Here is a 14833-nt window from a genome sequence, read left to right on the forward strand (position 1 = left end):
GTGCCCTATACTCAAAAAAGCAAGTTTCGAAATCGCGTGTTCGTGATCGGATACGCACTCACCAGAGCGCAGGAACGAACAAAATGGAATGCAAAGTGACTTGGATGGGCACCGACGGCATGAGCTTCGTGGCCGAGACGGGCAGTGGCCATATCGTGGCCATGGACGGCGCGCCCGAAGGCGGTGGCCACAACCTGGCGCCGCGTCCGATGGAAATGGTATTGCTGGGTACCGGGGGTTGCACCGCCTATGACGTGGTGCTGATCCTGAAGCGTGGCAGGCAAGACGTGCGCGGCTGCAGCGTGAAGCTCGAAGCCGAGCGTGCCGGCGAGGATCCCAAGGTGTTCACCCGGATCAACTTCCACTTCACGGTCAGCGGCAAGAACCTGAACCCCGCCACCGTCGAGCGCGCCATCCAGCTGTCGCACGACAAGTATTGCTCGGCCTCGATCATGCTGGCCAAGACGGCGGAAATCACGCATACGATGGAGATCGTCGAGGCATAAGCCCCGCACGGCAGGCCCGGCCAGCGCGCGCCCATGCGGATGGGCGGCTGGCCACGCCGGGAAATTCGAGAAGCAAAGCAGGCCGATAAGCCGGATTCTGTGCGCACCGGCTTCCTTGCGGTTGCCGGCACGTGACAATCATTCCTCTAGGCCGGCCGTTACCGACCGGCTCAAGCTCCCTACCCGCAGGCTCAGCGGGCCGCCTCAATGCCTGCCTATTTGGGATTGCTCCAGGTGGAGGTTACCGCGTTTCACCCTTCCCACCGGGCGAACCCGGCGGCAAGACTCGTCTCTGTGGCCCTATTCCGCACGTTGCCGTGGATGGCTATTAGCCAACACCCTGCCCTGTGGAGTCCGGACTTTCCTCCCCTTGCACACCTTGCGGGTGCAAGCAGCGATTGTCTGGCCTGCTTTGCGGCCCGCAGTCTAACACCGATTGGCCGCCTGGCCCGCAAAACCGCCACCCGCGCGCCTTGCCCGCTAGGCGGCCTGGGCGCGGCGCCCCCTGCGGAACACGCTGGTATCCGCGTAAAAGGCCGGATCGCAATTGGCTTCGCACCAGCCGGGGATGCCCAGCACCGGTAATGGCGCAAAGCGGCCACTGTGCAGTTCGGCGGCCTCGAGCGAGGCGCACACGGAATCGTCCAGCGAGCCGGGCAGCGCGGCGCCGGCTTCCGGCGGAACCGCCAGCGGCCAGGCGTGCGCGGTCAGGGCTTTGTAAGGCCGCACCAGTTTTTCCAGCAGGGCGTGACCGAACGGCACCACGCTGCAGCTGGCGCCGTCGCCGTCCGCGTCGCCGCAACCCACCCAGACCGATCGCCGCGCCACGAACAGATGTTCCCAGCCAAAGCCGCGCAGCACGGATTCCAGGCCGCTATCGGCACTCAGGAAGAGGATGGCGTTTTCGTCGAACAAGGTGGCGGCATCGCGCAGGCTCCCACGGCGGCTCTGCACGCCGGTCGCGGCGATGGCGTGGGCCTGCAGCCGGTTCAGCACGCGCTTGGACCGGGGAAAATGCAGCCAGATCAGGGCATTGAAGAAGTCGTGCAGGTTGTCGCGCGTCGGCACGGCACCGGTGGCGAAGATATGCGCCTCGTAGGCGGTGCCTGCCGGCAGCTCCGCTTGCGGCACGAAGCGCAAGGGCACGCCGCGGGCATTGCGCAACGCGAGCCGCGTGGCCATTTCGCTGAGGGCAGCGCGCAAGTCGGCGCCGCCCTGCAGCGCCGAGGCAAGTGCCGTGCCGTGCGCGGCGAAGGGGCGAAACCATGGCCGGGCCCAGTCGACCTCCGCCACCGCCGCGGCCAGCCGGGTCCCGGCGGCCGCATCATGTGAAGCCGACGTAGCCCGGCCCTGGTTCTTCACATCCACTACAGCATCCGCTTCCGCTTCGCCAGCGTGGCTTAGCGGGCTTTCCAGCGCAGTGTTTCACCGCCACGCAGCGGGACCAGGGTGGTATCGCCGTAGGGCAGTTCGGCCGGCAGTTGCCAGTCCTCGCGGCTCAGGGTGAGCGTGCCGCTGTTGCGCGGCAGGCTGTAGAAGGCCGGGCCATTGAAGCTCGCGAAGGCTTCCAGCTTGTCCAGCGCGCCGGCCGCCTCAAAGGCTTCCGCGTACAACTCCATGGCGTGCAGCCCGGTATAGCAACCGGCGCAGCCGCAGGCATGTTCCTTCAGGCCGCGTGCGTGGGGGGCGCTGTCGGTACCGAGGAAGAAGCGCGGGCTGCCCGATACCGCCGCGGCAACCAGGGCCTCGCGATGGGTCTCGCGTTTGAGCACCGGCAGGCAGTAATAGTGCGGGCGGATGCCGCCGGTGAAGATGGCGTTGCGGTTGTACAGCAGGTGATGCGCGGTGATGGTGGCGGCGACCGGGCCTTCGGCGTCGCGCACGTACTCGGCGGCGTCCTTGGTGGTGATGTGCTCGAAGACCACTTTCAGGGCGGGGAAATCGCGGCGCAGCGGCGTCATCACCTGGTCGATAAAGACGGCTTCGCGATCGAAGATATCGATTGCCGGGTCGGTCACTTCGCCGTGCACCAGCAGCGGCAGGCCAACGCGCTGCATGGCTTCGAGCGCGGCGGCGCAGTGGCGCAGGTCGGTCACGCCGGCGTCGCTATTGGTGGTGGCGCCCGCGGGATAGAGCTTGACCCCGTGCACGAAGCCGCTGGCCTTGGCSGCGACGATCTCCTCGGCGCTGGTCTTGTCCGTCAGGTACAGCGTCATCAGCGGCTCGAACGCCAGCCCCGCCGGCAGCGCGGCCAGGATGCGGTCGCGGTAGGCCGCGGCCTGCGCCACCGTGGTCACGGGCGGCTTCAGGTTGGGCATGATGATGGCGCGGGCAAACTGGCGCGCGGTATCGGGCAGGACGGCCGCCAGGGCCGTGCCGTCGCGCAGGTGGAGGTGCCAGTCGTCCGGGCGGGTGATGGTGAGAGTCTGGGTCATGGCTTCGGGGGGAACCGGCCGCCGGTTGCGGCTGGCTCTTTTCTTGGGATTACAGAATCAGGATGGCGCGGTAGTCATTCACATTGGTGCGCGTGGGGCCGGTCACCACGAGATCGCCCGCGGACTCGAAGAAGCCCCAGGCGTCATGCGCGTCGAGCCGGGCACGCGCCGGGGCGCCGGCGGCCTGCGCGCGGTCTAGCGTGGACGGGTCCAGCAACGCGCCGGCATTGTCCTCGGAGCCGTCAATGCCGTCGGTGTCGGCCGCGATGGCGTACACATTATCGGCGCCGTCCAGTTCCAGCGCCAGCGACAGCAGGAACTCCGAGYAACGCCCGCCACGGGGCTTTGCGGCCGCCCCGCCACCGCCCTGCGGCAGCGTGACGGTGCATTCACCGCCGGAAATCAGTGCCAGCGGGACCGCGAACGGCGCATTGTACGCGCGAATCTCGCGGACCAGCGCAGCATACACACGCGCCACTTCCTGTGCCTCGCCCGTCACCGTGTCGCCCAGCACCACCGGCTGGATACCCTGCGCGCGGAAGTGATCCGCAGCGGCCACCAGGCTGCCGTGGGCAGTGGCGATGACGCGGTTTTCGACCCGCGCGAACAGCGGATCGCCGGGCTTGGGCGTTTCCGCCACTTCGCCGCGGGCGCCGCGTTCGAGGTAGTCCTGCACCACCGGCGGCACCACCGCGCCGTAGCGGCGCAGGATAGCCAGCGCATCCGCATAGGTGCTCGGGTCCGGCACGGTGGGGCCGGACGCAATCGCGCTCGGGTCGTCCCCGGCCACATCGGACACGATCAGCGTGGTCACGGGAGCGCGGCTGGCCTGGGCGAGCCGCCCGCCCTGGATGCGCGACAGGTGCTTGCGCACGATGTTCATGTCCGTGATGGGCGCGCCGCAGCGCAACAGTTCCTGCGTGGTGGCCTTGAGGTCCGCCATGGCGATGCCCTCGGCGGGCAGCGACAGCAGGCTCGAGCCACCGCCCGAAACCAGCACGATCAGGCTGTCCTCGGGGCCGAGTGCGCTCACCCGCGCGAGGATCTCGGCTGCGGCGCGCTCGCCGGCTTCGTCCGGCACCGGATGGCCGGCCTCGATCACGCGGACGTGCTCGGTCGGCAGGCCGTGGGCGTAGCGCGTAACCACCAGCCCCTCGATCATGTGGGTGCGGTCCAGCGCGGCGTAGGCTTGCTCCACCGCCAGTGCCATCGAGGCCGCCGCCTTGCCCGCGCCGACCACCAGGGTGCGCCCGCCTGGCTTGGGCGGCGGCAGGTGGTCCGCCACGATGCGCAACGGGTCGGCCGCCGCCACCGCGGCGCGGAAGGTATCAAGCAGCAAGGCGCGGGCATCGGCCGCGCTGGCCGGGAGGGATTGGGCGATCGCGTTCACAGGGCCTCCGCGATGGCTTGGCCCAGGTCAGCCGTACCGGCCTTGCCGCCGATATCGCGGGTCAGCGGGGCATGGTCCGGCCCTGCCGACAGCACCGTTTCAATAGCACCGAGCACGGCCGCGCCGGCTTCCGGCTGGCCCAGGTGTTCCAGCATCATGGCGCCGCACCAGATCTGGCCGATCGGGTTGGCTACGCCACGCCCGGCGATGTCCGGCGCCGAGCCGTGCACCGGCTCGAACAGGCTGGGAAAGGTGCGGTCCGGATTGATATTGCCCGAGGGCGCGATACCGATGGTGCCGGTACAGGCCGGGCCCAGGTCGGACAGGATGTCGCCGAACAGGTTGCTGGCGACCACCACGTCGAACCAGTCCGGGTGCTGGACGAAGTGCGCGGTCAGGATGTCGATGTGGTATTTGTCGACCTTCACGCCAGGGTAGTTCGCTGCCATGGCTTCCACCCGCTCATCCCAGTACGGCATGGTGATGGAGATGCCGTTGGACTTGGTGGCCGAAGTCAGATGCTTGCCCGGCCGCTTTTGCGCCAGTTCAAAGGCAAACCTGAGGATGCGGTCCACGCCGGTGCGCGTCATCACTGTCTCCTGGATCACCACCTCGCGGTCGGTGCCGGGGAACATGCGCCCGCCAATGCTGGAATACTCGCCCTCGGTGTTCTCGCGCACCACGTAGAAATCGATGTCGCCGGGCTTGCGCGCATTGCCGTCGCGGTCCACCAGCGGGCTGCGGATGCCGGGCATCAGCCGCACCGGGCGCAGGTTGACGTACTGGTCAAAAGAGCGACGGAACTGCAGCAGCGAGCCCCAGAGCGAGACATGATCGGGCACGGCGTCCGGCCAGCCCACCGCGCCAAAGTAGATGGCATCGTACTTGACCAGGGTGTCGAACCAGTCGTCCGGCAGCATCTTGCCGTGGCGGGCGTAATAGTCGCAGCTGGAGAAGTCGAAGTGGTCGAACTGCATGTCGATGCCGAAGCGGCGCGCGGCGGCGTCCATCACGCGCAGCCCCTCGGGCATCACTTCGGTGCCGATGCCATCGCCTGGGATGACTGCGATCTTGTAATTGCTCATGTCTCGGAGACCCGCTGAACGGGCTTTGAAATCGGGAGGGAACGCACTGCAAAACGCGATGCGCTTGGCAGATAACCCGGGCAGGCCGGATAATGGAACATTCTATTGCAATCCGGCGGCCCGCTGCCGGTCCGGTGCCCCGCCATGTGCCAGCTGCTCGGCATGAACTGCGCCACGCCGACCGACGTGACGTTCTCCTTTACCGGCTTCGCCGCCCGCGGCGGCGTCACGGATCACCATGCCGACGGTTTCGGCGTGGCGTTCTTCGAGGACAAGGCCTGCCGCCTGTTCATCGACAACCAGTCCGCCGGCACCTCGCCGGTGGCCGACCTGATCAAGCGCTACCCGATCAAGTCCAAGAACGTCATCTCGCATATCCGCAAGGCGACCCAGGGCACGGTGCTGCTGGAGAACTGCCACCCCTTCATGCGCGAGCTTTGGGGCCGGCACTGGATCTTCGCCCACAACGGCGACCTGAAGGACTTCTCGCCCTTCCTGTCCGGGGTCTACCAGCCGGTAGGCGATACCGACAGCGAACTCGCCTTCTGCACGCTGATGCAGGGGCTGCGCAAGCGCTTCCCCGGCTCGCAGCCGCCGCTCAACGAACTCTGCCACGCGCTGGCCGACATCACGCGCGAGATCACGCTGCATGGCGTCTTCAACTTCCTGCTGTCGAACGGGCAGGCGCTGTTCGCCCACTGCTCCACCCGCCTGTACTACATCGTGCGCCAGTGGCCATTCTCCACCGCACACCTGATCGACGCCGACCTGTCGATCGACTTTGCCCAGGTCACCACGCCCGACGACCGCGTGGCGGTGATCGCCACCGCGCCGCTGACCGACAACGAGACCTGGACCGCCTTCGCGCCGGGCGAGCTGATGATGTTCGAGGAGGGCCGCGCGGTGATGACGCTGACCGTGCCGATCCCGCCCGAAGTCCAGGCCAAGAACGCCGCCAACAGCGCCTGCACCTGAACCATCCCCCCGGATGCCCCTGTGGCACCGATCCCTGCCAGCCCTCAGTCGAGAGTGAGTTTCTGCACGGCTACCGTACGCTTGTAGATTTCGTATTCCTGCGCGATCTGCTGGCGGAACTGCTCGGGCGTATTGGCCACCACCAGGGATCCCGTCGCTTCGATGCGGCTGCGCACGGCGGGATCCTGAAGCGATTTCCTCACCGCCACGTTGACGCGCTCCACCACGGCCTGCGGTAGCGCCTTCGGGCCGTAGATGCCGTAGAACGCCATGCGGTTGGCAGGCTCGAGGCCGACTTCCTTGAAGGTGGGAACGTTCGGCAGCTGTGCCACCCGCGCCGGCGCGGACACGACAATGGGAATCAGCCGGCCATCCTTGATAAAGGGAAGCGCGGACGGCAGGTTATCGAAGACGACCCCCACCTGCCCGGCCACGGCGTCGTTCAGCGCCGGACCCGAGCCCTTGTAGGGCACATGCATGATCGACAGGTTAGCCAGGCTCTTGAAGAGCTCCATTTGCAGGTGCCCGATGGAGCCGGTGCCTGCCGTGCCATAGCTGTACCTGGCCGGGTTCTTCTTCAGCTCGGCGATGAAGGCCTGATAGTTCTTCGCCGGGAACGAAGGATGCACCGCAAGGACGTTGGGCGTCGCCGCGATATTGATGATGGGCGTGAAGTCCTTGAGCGGATCGTAGGGAATCTTCGGGTTGATGGCTGGATTGGTGGCCGTGGTGGACACCGTCGCCACGCCCAGCGCGTAGCCGTCCGGGTTGGCCCTCGCGATCTCGGCCGCGCCGAGCACGCCGCCTGCCCCGGCCTTGTTCTCCACCACTACCGTTTGCTCCAGTTCCTTGCTCAGCGGCGCCGAAATCACGCGGGCCACGATATCGGTCGTGCCGCCGGGAGAGAACGGCACCACCAGCCGCACCGGCTTGGTGGGGTAGGACTGGGCATGGATCGCCGGCGCACCGGCGGCGCAGATGGCAATAGTGCACAGCTTGAGAAAAGAATGCCTGTTCATATGCGGTCTCCTTGATAGTAGTCTGGAATGGACCGACGACCGGTCAGCGGTCAGCGGTCAGCGGTCAGCGGTGATGTAGCAAGGCCGGACTCAGCTCGGCGCACTGGCGAACTCCCAGCATGGCCATGTTCCGGTCGACTTCGTCGCGCAGCAGGTTGATCGCGTGCGTCACGCCGGCTTCGCCCGCCACGGATGCGGCGTAGTTGAAGGGCCGCCCGACGAATACCAGCTTCGCGCCGAGCGCCAGTGCCTTCAGGACGTCGGTGCCGCGGCGAATGCCGCCGTCCATCATCACCGGCAGCGTGCCAACCGCCGCCACGATCTCGGGCAGCACGCGCAAGGGGGCCACTGCCCCGTCGAGCTGCCGGCCGCCGTGATTCGATACCACGATGCCATCGGCACCTTTGTCGCGGGCCAGCGTGGCGTCTTGCGCGCCGAGGATTCCCTTCACGATCAGCACGCCCTTCCAACGGCGGCGAATATGCTCGAGGTGGCTCCAGTCCAGATGGTCGCGCGCGGAAAAGTCGCGCAGCACATTGGCCGACAAGATCGGCGCCCCACGTTCGGCAAAGGAGTTCTCGAAATGCGGCATGCCGTGGCGCAGCAGCGTGCGCGCGAACGTGCCGGCCAGCCACTTCGGGCGGGTGATGCCGTCGTACGCCAGGCGCAGGCTGGGCCGCAGCGGCGTTGAGAACCCGCTGCGCACATTGTTCTCGCGATTGCCCGCGACCGGAATGTCCACGGTCACGACAAGGGTGCGGCAGCCGGAGGCTTGCACGCGGTCCAGCAGGGCATCGATACGTGCCGCGTCGCCCGGCACATAGGCCTGGAACCAGGCATCCGGGGCCTGCGCGAACACGTCTTCAAGGCGGATCAGCGACGAGCCGCTCAGCACCATCGGAATGCAGGCCGCCTGCGCCGCGCGCGCCTGCACGATATCGCCGCGGTAAGCCGACAGCGCGCTCAGTCCCATCGGCGCAATGCCAAAGGGCGAGGCATAGGTCTTGCCGAAGAGCTCCACGCTCTGGGTGCGCCGGGATACGTCCACAAGCACGCGCGTGCTCAGCGCGTAGTCGTCGAAGGATGCGCGGTTTTCCTGGCGCGAGCGGTTGTCTTCCGCCGCGCCCGCGATATAGCCATAGATCGGYCGTGGCAGACGGCGCCTGGCAGCGTGCTCGAAATCATCCAGGGACAGGATGCGCTGCAACTCGCGCGAGGCCTGTTTCAGCGGGGCGGCGAAGCCGCGGTTGGTAGGCCGGGTGGAGCCGGTGGCATCCGTGGCTGAAGTCATGGTCGGGGTATGGGTGCGGATCGATGACACGCACTCTATGCCGGCCTCTTTATTCCATAAAGCGAATTTATTTCCGATACTATGTTCTCTTTTATTCAATTAGTATCAGGCATCGCCAGCCAGGGGAAAACGCTGCGGAGAAGCCGGCGCGCCACGCGCCGGCCGGCCTGATCTCACCAGATCATGACCCTCAAACAACTCGAGGCATTCTATTGGGCGGCCACCTGCTCGAGCTTCGCCATTGCGGCCCAGCGACTGCATCTTTCCCTGTCATCGCTCTCAAAGCGCATCGCCGAGCTCGAGGATTCGCTGGGTCAGGCACTGTTCGATCGAAGCGGGCACAAGGCGGCCCTCACCGACGCCGGCAACCGGCTGGTTCCGCGCGCCCATGCGCTGCTGCGCGCGGCCGACGAACTGCGCATCGAGATCGGCACCGTGGCGGGCCTGCATGGCAAATGCCGCTTCGGCGTGGGAGAACTCACCGCGCTGACCTGGCTGCCGCGGCTGGTGCGGATGATCACCGAGGCACATCCCGGCCTGGAACTGGAAACCCATGTCAGCATTGGCGAGGCGCTGGAAAAGCGCGTCGAAGACGGCGAGCTCGATTTCGCCGTGGTGGCCGGCAAGTCAACGCGCGGCACTGTTGCTTCCCATGCGATAGCACAAGCGAAATTTGTCTGGTGCATGTCGGCACAGGCAACTGGCCGCTCCGCCCCGGTCAGCCCGGAAACCCTCGGCGACAGGCCCCTGGTGACCTTGCCAACCGGCTCGGGCGTGACGCGCCTGCTCGATGAATGGCTGGATGGCCGGGGCAGCCTGCCGGAACGGCGCATCGTCTGCAATCACTGGGGCGCCGTGGCCGGGATGCTGGTCGAAGGAATAGGTGTCGGCATCCTGCCCCAGAGCTGGGCGCAATCGCTGGCGAAACGCGGGGCGCTGCGCATCCTGCGCAGCGATCCGCCGCTGCTTCCCCTTGCCTACTCTTTTCAATGGCGGCGCGACGATTCGCGGCCGCTGGTCGGCGCCATGCGGGAACTGACGCTGCAGGCGGCCGATTTCCAGTCGGCGAGCCGGATACTGTGAGGCGCGATTGCAGTGGGAGTTGAATCCGGGAATGTGGACTCCCCTCTCCCGCCTGCGGGAGAGCAAGCCGGTGGAGAGGGCGGACGCATCAAATGCCGCCGCGCGCTGGATAAAACCGTTGGCTTCGTCTCCAGTGGCTCCTGGCTAAGCCCCCCCTCTCCCCAACCCTCTCCCCAACCCTCTCCCCCTGAGGGGAGAGGGAGTGACAGCCTTCGTCATGCCTGATGGTTTTGACCCATCATCAGTGATGCAGGATCTTCGACAGGAACTGCTTGGCCCGCTCGGAGCGCGCGTCGATATTGCCGAAAAACTCTTCCTTGGCGCAGTCCTCGACGATCTTGCCCTGGTCCATGAAGATCACGCGGTTGGCCACCTTGCGGGCAAAACCCATTTCGTGGGTCACGCACATCATGGTCATGCCTTCCTGCGCCAGTTGCACCATCACGTCCAGCACTTCGTTGACCATCTCCGGGTCCAGCGCCGAGGTGGGTTCGTCGAACAGCATGCAGATCGGATCCATCGACAGCGCGCGGGCAATCGCCACGCGCTGCTGCTGGCCGCCGGACAACTGGCCAGGATACTTCGCCGCCTGGGCTTTCAGGCCCACCCGGTCCAGGTACTTCAGGCCCTTGGCGGTGGCTTCCTCTTTCGAGCGGCCGAGCACCTTCATCTGGGCGATGGTCAGGTTCTCGGTGATCGACAGGTGGGGAAACAGCTCGAAGTTCTGGAACACCATGCCAACCCGCGAACGCAGCTTGGGCAGGTTGGTCTTGGGCGAGCCCACCGAAGTGCCATCCACGATGATGTCACCCTTCTGGAACGGCTCGAGCGCATTGACGGTCTTGATCAGCGTCGACTTGCCGGAACCCGACGGGCCGCACACCACCACCACCTCGCCCTTGGCGACCTTGGTGGTGCAATCGGTCAGCACCTGGAASGYGCCGTACCACTTGGAGACGTTATTGATTTCGATCATACGGCCACCTTTTTCTGGTAACGCTTAACCAGCAGCGATGCGGAGAAACAGATAATGAAATACACCAGGCCGGCGAACAGCAGCATCTCCACGATGCGGCCGTCACGCTCGCCGATGCCGTAGGCCTGGCCGAAGAAATCCGCCAGCGCGCTCACGTACACCAGCGACGTATCCTGGAACAGGATGATGCCCTGGGTCAGCAGCAGCGGCACCATGTTGCGGAAGGCCTGCGGCAGGATCACCAGCCGCATCGCCTGCCCGTAGGTCATGCCCATGGCCTGCGCGGCAAACATCTGCCCGCGCGACACGCTCTGGATACCCGCCCGGATGATCTCGGAATAGTACGCCGCCTCGAACAAGGCAAAGGCGATCAGCGCCGAGGTCATGCGCAGGTCCGACGCCTGCGACAGGTTGAACGTCTTCTGCAGGAGCTGCGGGATGATCAGGAAGAACCACAACAGCACCATCACCAGCGGAATCGACCGGAAGATGGTGACGTAGCCCTGCGCGAACCAGTTCAGGGGCTTGATGGAAGACAGCCGCATCATCGCCAGGATGGTTCCCCAGACGATGCCGACCACCACCGCCGTGACGGTGATCTTGAGCGAGACAAGCATGCCCTCGCCGAGCACTTCCAGCGTGGTCGGGTTGATCGAGCTGAAATCAAATGAATATGCCATGACGTCTCCCCTTACTTGCTGCCGATGAAGCCAGGCACGCGGGTGCGGCCTTCGACCCAGCGCATGAGCAGCATGACGACGATATTGATCAGCGCGTACATCAACGTCACCGCAATGAAGGACTCATACGGGCGCGCCGTGTAGTCCACCAGCTGGCGCCCCTGGGCGGCCAGTTCCAGCAGGCCGATGGTCGACGCCACCGCGGAGTTCTTGAAGATGTTCAGGAACTCGGAGGTCAGCGGCGGCACGATGACGCGGAACGACATGGGCAACAGCACGTAGCGGTAAGTCTGGGCCAGCGTGAAACCCATCGCCAGGCCGGCGTTCTTCTGGCCGGGCGGCAGCGAGTAGATCCCCGAGCGCACCTGCTCGCAAACCCGGGCCGCGGTAAACGTGCCCAGGCAGAGCATGGCGGCAATGAACTGCTGCGCGAACGGGTTCATCTGCTTGATCGCCTCGCCACCGGGCAACAGCTCGGGCATGACGAAATACCAGATGAACAACTGCACCAGCAGCGGGATATTGCGGAAGATCTCGACGTAGGTCGCGGCCAGGCCGGACAGCCACTTGTTGGGCACCGTGCGCAGCACGCCGAGCACGGATCCGATGACGAGGGCGATGATCCACGACGAGAGGCCGAGTGCAAGGGTGACCTTCAGGCCGGAAATCATCCAGTCCAGGTAGGTCTCGTTCTGGGCCGCTTGTTCGAGGAATACACCCCAATGCCAGCTGTAGTTCATGATGTGTCCTCAAAAAGAAACGGAAGGACATGCCTTCCGTTTCACACAACCGGAATCCCAGTATCAGTCAAGCGCCTTGTCGTTCGGCGTCTTGAACAGCGCCTTCATGTCTTCCGACAGCGGGAAGTCCAGGTTCAGCCCCTTGGGCGGTACCGGCTGCTGGAACCACTTGGTGTACAGCGTGTTGATCGAGCCATCCTTCATCATGCCGCTGATCACGGTGTCCGACAGCTTCTTGAACGGTGCGTCATCCTTGCGGATCATGCAGCCATAGGACTCGCGCGATTGCGGCTTGCCCACCACAATCCAGTCGGCCGGGTTCTTGGCCTTGGCGCGTTCGCCGTACAGCAGCGCGTCGTCCATCATGAAGGCGACGKCGCGGCCCGACTCCAGCGTCAGGAACGACTGGCCGTGATCCTTGGTGCTGATGATGTTCATGCCCAGCTTCTGGTCATCGTTCATCTTGCGCAACAGGCGTTCCGAGGTGGTGCCGGCGGTGGTCACCACGTTCTTGCCCTTGAGGTCGGCCCAGTCCTTGATGCCCCCATCCTTCTTCACCATGATACGGGTGCCGATGATGAAGATGCTGGTGGTGAACGAAGCCTGCTTCTGGCGCTCGAGGTTATTGGTCGTGGAACCGCACTCGATGTCGATGGTGCCGTTCTGCAGCAGTGTGATACGGTTCTGCGAGGTGATCGGGATTTCCTTGACCTGCAGGTTCGGCAGCTTCAGCTGGTCCTTGATGGCTTCCACGATCTTGACATTGATATCGTAGGAATAGCCGACCTGGCGCACGCCGCCGAGGTTGTAATTGAACGGAATCGACGACTCACGAACGCCAAGCGTAATCACACCGGTGTCTTTGATCTTCTGCAGCGTGCCCGTCAGTTGCTCCGCAGCTTGCGCGGTTCCGCACAGCACGCCAGCAGCAATCATCAGGGAAGCCARCTTGGCWACATTCATAACATCTCCTTGACCATGAAGAGAAAGGCGGGACTCTAACAAAAAACCACCCGCCGACGAAATAGTATTGCGCACGCACGCACTCAAGACAACGGGTTTTTCCCCTAACAGAGCCAATCGGGGCATGGTTTGCGGGGCAAAACCGAGGCCTCCCTCCACTCCCGCAAAGCCCTTGTTCCTGCGCGCCAGGCGGCCAGTCCGGCAGCGCGGGATCCGCTTGCCCCACGTGCGAGGGGGAAGCGGGCACATACGACAACGCGGCTGCCGGGAAGCCCGGCAGCCGCGTTACCAATGCCAAATCGGTTGCTGCATCGCAGCATCGCTACTCAGCGATGCCGCGGCGGCAAGCCGCGCCTTGCATCAGGGATAGAGGCCGCGCATTTCGCGCGCCTGCAGAATCCGCGTGCAGGCCACGATGAAGGCGGCCGTGCGCAAGGTAACCTTGTTGTCCTGAGCGACCTGCCAGATCGCACGGAATGCCTCTTGCATGATTCGTACCAGGCGCTGGTTGATCTCTTCCTCGGTCCAGAAGAAGCTGGAGAAATCCTGCACCCATTCGAAATAGGAAACCGTAACGCCGCCGGCATTGGCGATAACGTCCGGCGCCACCAGGATATTGCGCTCGCGCAGGATGTCGTCGGCCTCGGGCGTGGTCGGGCCGTTCGCACCTTCGATGACCATGCGTGCCTTGATGTGGGGCGCGTTGCGGGCGGTGATCTGCCCTTCCAGCGCGGCCGGGATCAGGATTTCGCAATCCACCTGCCAGAATTGCTCGGCGGAAATGGTCTCGCCCTGGAAGCCTTCGATGGTGCCGCTATGCGAGGCGTATTCCATCATGGCGGGCACGTCCAGGCCGGCGGGGTTGTACAACGCGGTGCGATGGTCCTGCACCGCCACCACCTTGGCGCCGGCTTCGTGGAACAGCTTGGCGGCCACGGCACCCACATTGCCGAAACCCTGCACCGCCACGCGCGCACCCTTGATGTCCATGCCCAGGTTGCGGGCAGCCTCGGAACCCACCACGAACACGCCGCGGCCCGTGGCCTCGCGGCGGCCCAGCGAGCCACCCAGCGAAATCGGCTTGCCCGTGACCACGCCGGTGGAGGTGCTGCCGGAGTTCATCGAATAGGTATCCATCATCCATGCCATCACCTGTTCATTGGTGTTGACATCGGGTGCCGGAATGTCTTTGTTGGGTCCGATGATGAAGTTGATTTCGCTGGTGTAGCGGCGCGTCACACGCTCCAGCTCCGAACGCGACAGCGTGCGCGGATCGACGCGGATACCGCCCTTGGCACCGCCGTAAGGCACGTTGACCGCAGCATTCTTGACCGACATCCATGCCGACAGCGCCATCACTTCCGACAGCGTCACGTCCTGGTGGAAGCGCACGCCGCCCTTGCCCGGGCCGCGCGACATATTGTGCTGCACGCGATAGCCTTCGAAGTGGGCAATGGTGCCGTTGTCCATCTCGATGGGCACATCGACCACCAGGGCGCGCTTGGGACGCTTGAGGGTCTCGACCCAGCGGGCCAGCGAACCCAGATACGGCGTGACACGATCGACCTGCTGCAAGTAAATGCCCCAGGGGCCGAGGTCCTCGGCGTTCAAGTAGGAAGGCAGGGAATGGTTCTTGACGGCAGGATTGGACGGTGCTGCGGAAGACATCGTTTGGTTCCGGTGTGAAGGT

General features: G+C 65.0%; 14 protein-coding genes and 1 other RNA gene. 3 read left to right on the forward strand and 12 right to left on the reverse strand.

The window, feature by feature from the left end:
- Nucleotides 1–83: 83 nt before the first annotated feature.
- Nucleotides 84–506: an OsmC family protein gene (locus AC1DKD_RS09465; protein ID WP_441629166.1), complete on the forward strand. Its 423-nt coding sequence runs from the start codon at nt 84–86 to the stop codon at nt 504–506.
- Between the two features lie 70 nt (nt 507–576).
- On the opposite strand, the gene rnpB is transcribed toward AC1DKD_RS09465, so the two are convergent.
- From rnpB to AC1DKD_RS09490, 5 genes are all read right to left on the reverse strand, one after another.
- Nucleotides 577–920, reverse strand: an RNA gene (gene rnpB, locus AC1DKD_RS09470) — RNase P RNA component class A.
- A gap of 66 nt (nt 921–986) precedes the next feature.
- Complete coding sequence (locus AC1DKD_RS09475; RefSeq protein WP_441629208.1) at nt 987–1811, reverse strand: DUF3025 domain-containing protein; 825 nt, start codon at nt 1809–1811, stop codon at nt 987–989.
- Nucleotides 1812–1906: 95 nt separating this feature from the next.
- Nucleotides 1907–2941 (reverse strand): dihydroorotase, encoded by a 1035-nt coding sequence (gene pyrC / locus AC1DKD_RS09480; RefSeq protein WP_447429197.1) that lies wholly within the window; start codon nt 2939–2941, stop codon nt 1907–1909.
- A 49-nt stretch (nt 2942–2990) separates the two neighbouring features.
- Complete coding sequence (locus AC1DKD_RS09485; protein ID WP_477143215.1) at nt 2991–4322, reverse strand: glycerate kinase type-2 family protein; 1332 nt, start codon at nt 4320–4322, stop codon at nt 2991–2993.
- A gap of 5 nt (nt 4323–4327) precedes the next feature.
- Nucleotides 4328–5416, reverse strand: coding sequence for a tartrate dehydrogenase (locus tag AC1DKD_RS09490; RefSeq protein WP_441629170.1), 1089 nt, complete (start codon nt 5414–5416; stop codon nt 4328–4330).
- 144 nt (nt 5417–5560) lie between these two features.
- Here AC1DKD_RS09490 and AC1DKD_RS09495 point away from each other — a divergent pair, with 144 nt between their 5' ends.
- Nucleotides 5561–6391 (forward strand): class II glutamine amidotransferase, encoded by an 831-nt coding sequence (locus AC1DKD_RS09495; RefSeq protein ID WP_276290167.1) that lies wholly within the window; start codon nt 5561–5563, stop codon nt 6389–6391.
- Nucleotides 6392–6435: 44 nt separating this feature from the next.
- Here AC1DKD_RS09495 and AC1DKD_RS09500 read toward each other — a convergent pair whose 3' ends face one another.
- Together AC1DKD_RS09500 and AC1DKD_RS09505 are read right to left on the reverse strand one after the other, a co-directional pair.
- Nucleotides 6436–7410 carry a tripartite tricarboxylate transporter substrate binding protein BugE gene (locus AC1DKD_RS09500; protein ID WP_441629172.1) on the reverse strand — a complete coding sequence of 325 codons (975 nt, stop codon included), beginning with the start codon at nt 7408–7410 and terminating at the stop codon, nt 6436–6438.
- A gap of 64 nt (nt 7411–7474) precedes the next feature.
- Nucleotides 7475–8701, reverse strand: coding sequence for an alpha-hydroxy acid oxidase (locus AC1DKD_RS09505; protein WP_441629174.1), 1227 nt, complete (start codon nt 8699–8701; stop codon nt 7475–7477).
- 183 nt (nt 8702–8884) lie between these two features.
- Here AC1DKD_RS09505 and AC1DKD_RS09510 point away from each other — a divergent pair, with 183 nt between their 5' ends.
- A complete protein-coding gene (locus tag AC1DKD_RS09510; protein ID WP_441629176.1) occupies nt 8885–9784 on the forward strand; it encodes a LysR family transcriptional regulator in 900 nt (299 codons plus the stop codon).
- Between the two features lie 241 nt (nt 9785–10025).
- Here the strand turns inward: AC1DKD_RS09510 and AC1DKD_RS09515 are convergent, their stop codons facing one another.
- From AC1DKD_RS09515 to AC1DKD_RS09535, 5 genes are all read right to left on the reverse strand, one after another.
- Nucleotides 10026–10760 (reverse strand): amino acid ABC transporter ATP-binding protein, encoded by a 735-nt coding sequence (locus AC1DKD_RS09515; RefSeq protein ID WP_477143211.1) that lies wholly within the window; start codon nt 10758–10760, stop codon nt 10026–10028.
- On the reverse strand, nt 10757–11440 hold the full coding sequence (gene gltK / locus AC1DKD_RS09520) for a glutamate/aspartate ABC transporter permease GltK (protein ID WP_276286617.1): 684 nt from the start codon (nt 11438–11440) through the stop codon (nt 10757–10759). Before gltK ends, AC1DKD_RS09515 begins: the two co-directional genes overlap by 4 nt.
- A gap of 11 nt (nt 11441–11451) precedes the next feature.
- Nucleotides 11452–12180 (reverse strand): amino acid ABC transporter permease, encoded by a 729-nt coding sequence (locus tag AC1DKD_RS09525; protein WP_276286618.1) that lies wholly within the window; start codon nt 12178–12180, stop codon nt 11452–11454.
- 63 nt (nt 12181–12243) lie between these two features.
- Nucleotides 12244–13143: a glutamate/aspartate ABC transporter substrate-binding protein gene (locus AC1DKD_RS09530; protein ID WP_477143212.1), complete on the reverse strand. Its 900-nt coding sequence runs from the start codon at nt 13141–13143 to the stop codon at nt 12244–12246.
- A gap of 360 nt (nt 13144–13503) precedes the next feature.
- The gene (locus AC1DKD_RS09535; protein ID WP_276288689.1) at nt 13504–14811 is read right to left on the reverse strand and encodes a Glu/Leu/Phe/Val family dehydrogenase; all 1308 of its coding nucleotides are present in this window, start codon (nt 14809–14811) and stop codon (nt 13504–13506) included.
- Nucleotides 14812–14833: the final 22 nt, after the last annotated feature.

The sequence above is a fragment of the Cupriavidus sp. 05T313 genome (assembly GCF_056396665.1).